General features: G+C 48.0%; 4 protein-coding genes. All 4 read left to right on the top strand.

Going from position 1 to position 2,734, the window contains the following annotated elements; genetic code table 11:
• Positions 1-498 precede the first annotated feature (498 nt).
• The 4 genes from ACW73I_RS22905 to ACW73I_RS22890 are packed head-to-tail and all read left to right on the top strand — an operon-like array spanning position 499 to position 2,705.
• Positions 499-1,617, top strand: a complete 1,119-nt coding sequence (locus tag ACW73I_RS22905) for a site-specific integrase (RefSeq protein ID WP_458031827.1) — start codon at positions 499-501, stop codon at positions 1,615-1,617.
• A gap of 24 nt (positions 1,618-1,641) precedes the next feature.
• Positions 1,642-1,866: a type II toxin-antitoxin system RelB family antitoxin gene (relB, locus tag ACW73I_RS22900; protein ID WP_458031826.1), complete on the top strand. Its 225-nt coding sequence runs from the start codon at positions 1,642-1,644 to the stop codon at positions 1,864-1,866.
• Entirely contained in the window at positions 1,850-2,116 is a 267-nt protein-coding gene (locus ACW73I_RS22895; RefSeq protein ID WP_458031825.1) for a type II toxin-antitoxin system RelE family toxin, read from the top strand. The genes relB and ACW73I_RS22895 overlap by 17 nt, the downstream gene beginning before the upstream one ends.
• Positions 2,117-2,141: 25 nt before the next feature.
• The gene (locus ACW73I_RS22890) at positions 2,142-2,705 is read left to right on the top strand and encodes a hypothetical protein (protein ID WP_458031824.1); all 564 of its coding nucleotides are present in this window, start codon (positions 2,142-2,144) and stop codon (positions 2,703-2,705) included.
• The last annotated feature ends 29 nt before the right edge of the window (positions 2,706-2,734 follow it).

Raw genomic sequence — 2,734 nt, 5'->3', positions numbered from 1 at the left:
AATCTCCCATCGAATTCGAGCGGGAATTTTATAGTAACACTGCCTGAGTAGGTGTCCGGTTTTTGTTGACCATTACATGCGAATTACAATTATCGAAATTTGCACTTCAATGACACTTCATAGCTCTTGCTGTTATATGGCTGATTTGTATAACTTATTGATTTATATGGCGTCCCGGAGACGATTCGAACGTCCGACCTGCCCCTTAGAAGGGCGTTTATAATAAAAAGCCACAAATAACTAGAATAAATAACAATAAATAAATTCAATGACTTAGTATTGTTTTATTGTGCTTGTTTGTTCTGGTTTTTTGCCTGTTTTTGTAATTCAATGGGACAAAAATGGGTAAAAAACTTATAATCAAAGCCAGCAAACAAAACGGGCCTGCCGGTGCTACCAACACCAAGCAAGCCCTAACCGATTCACTTAACGAACAGGGTTAAGCAATGGCTAAAAGCATCATATCAAAAAGCCGGTTGCCGCCCCAAGGTGGAAATCATGGCACGCATTAGAGAACGCTTAGACAAAGACGGCAAACCACGCTATACCGCCGAAATCAGACTAAAAGGCTACCCAGCGCAATCAGCAACATTTAAACGGCTGACCGACGCTAAAAAGTGGATTCAAGACACCGAGTCGGACATTCGAAACGGCCGACACTTCAAAACCACCGAAGCCAAAAAGCACACGTTCGCGGATGCTATCGACCGCTATCTAGCCGACGTGGTGCCCGTCAAATTTACCAGCAAAGAACAACGCAACCGGCGGCCAATATTGGCTTGGTGGCGTGAAGAGCTGGGTCACCATGTCATGGCTGACTTGCAAAGCCCATTGTTTGCCCAATGCCGGGACAAATTGCTTAAGAAAACCAACAAGAGCGGCAAGCCGTTTTCGGCGGATTCAATCAAGAAATATTTTGGCGTGGTGCAAAACGTCCTGAAGTATGCCGTTAATGAATGGCATTGGCTGGAACAAAGCCCGCTAAGGGATCGGCGCGTAGAAATGCCGGAACTGCCACCGGGCCGGGTGCGTTATCTGGACGACCAAGAGCGGGAGCGATTGACGGCGGCCTGTAAGGAATCGGCAAACCCCTTGCTTTATCCGGCTTTCATCTTGGCATTATCGACCGGCATGAGACAGGGCGAATTGATGAACCTTTATTGGCGGGTGCCGAGCAATCCACCGACCGAAACCGCGTGGGGAGTGGTCATGCTGGATCAAAGCGCGATTGTTTTACATAGTACCAAAAACGGCGAACGGCGGCGGGTGCCCCTGGTAGGGGCTGCGGCGCAAGTTATGCGCGAAATGTCGAAAGTGCGGCGGCTGGATACGGCGCTAGTTTTTCCATCCCCTGAATGCCCACAACAACCGATAGAACTAAAAAAGGCATGGGCAACGGCCTTAAAGCGGGCTGAGGTAATCGATTTTCGTTGGCATGACATACGCCACACGACCGCAAGCTATTTGGCTATGAATGGCGCAAGCCTGGCGGAAATCGCGGAAATTCTCGGTCATAAGACCTTGCAAATGGTGCGGCGCTATTCGCATCTATCAGACAGTCATGTAAGCAACGTACTTGCAAACATGAACGCCAAGATTTTAGGCAATAGCCTTTAACAATCAACCAACCGGAATCAAACCATGATGACCTTAGAACTAGACGACGAAACCGCTGACGTGTTGAACCAGTTGGCAAACGAGCAGCACCTAAGCCCGGCGCAATTGGTCAAGGCGGCCTTGCGGGAATACCTGGAAGATTGCCAAGACGCGAAGCGGGCCGAAGCCGCTTATCAAGCCTATCTTGATGGCGGCAAGATTTCCCATAGCCTTGATGACGTGGTGAAAGAGCTTGGCCTGGACAGTTAAGTTATCAGACGATGCGAAGCGCGACCTAAAGAAGCTGGATAAACCGATACAAAAGCGCATCGTTTCCTTTCTGCAGGATCGCATCCAAACCGCCGACAACCCACGCAACACCGGCAAAGCTTTACAAGGCAATCTATCCGGCCTATGGCGTTACCGTGTAGGCGACTATCGGCTTTTATGCCGGATCGAAGACGAAGAGCTGATTGTTTTGGTGATTGAGATAGGACACCGGCGGGAGGTTTATCGATGAACGCTAATATTTTGGGCGGTGTGTGATGGGAATATTTGACGCGGTGGACTTAACAAACCAACAACGCATAGAAGCCGGAATACCGCTTCCTGATCATCTAAGCATTAGGGCCATTGCCGAATTATGGAGTGATGTTAAAGAGTGGCAAGAAAAATACGTTGAAGCAATGCTGGAGGCGTTTAAAACTGGAAAACTGAAGGGAGAAAAGCTTAAACCACCGCCAGAAAACCCAAATAGTGAAATTTGGGTAATGGATATGAGGGCATTCTTAAATCACGATATTTTGATTCACAGAGATGATTTTTTGAGTTGGCTTGATGCTGAAGGCGAGGCAAGGCCGACCGGGTGTTTATTAACGCATTGGTGGAAGGATGAGCAAATCAAATCAATAACGGATTTTGAAAAGCGATTGGATGTATTAAAGCAATGGATGGACAAGCACGACATTGCCGAAGGATCGATATTGCCAAAGCAGTACACAGTAGAAAGGGTTTATTGTGAATTAGCTAAGATGGATGGCGATTTGTTTAACTCGATTGAGCAAACGCTGCGAAACCTTGGAAACGAAGCGCCAGCGAGTGAAGGTTGAGTAGTCCCTGGAAGCCGTAGCGCCGGGCG

This window comes from Methylomonas sp. MgM2, assembly GCF_054172045.1.
This window is presented reverse-complemented; position numbering and strand designations above follow the sequence as displayed.

Excerpts from the sequence above, each read along its gene's own strand:
- ACW73I_RS22905 (WP_458031827.1), top strand. The coding sequence starts at position 499 with ATGGCACGCATTAGAGAACGCTTAGACAAAGACGGCAAACCACGCTAT.
- relB (WP_458031826.1), top strand. The coding sequence starts at position 1,642 with ATGATGACCTTAGAACTAGACGACGAAACCGCTGACGTGTTGAACCAG.
- ACW73I_RS22890 (WP_458031824.1), top strand. The coding sequence starts at position 2,142 with ATGGGAATATTTGACGCGGTGGACTTAACAAACCAACAACGCATAGAA.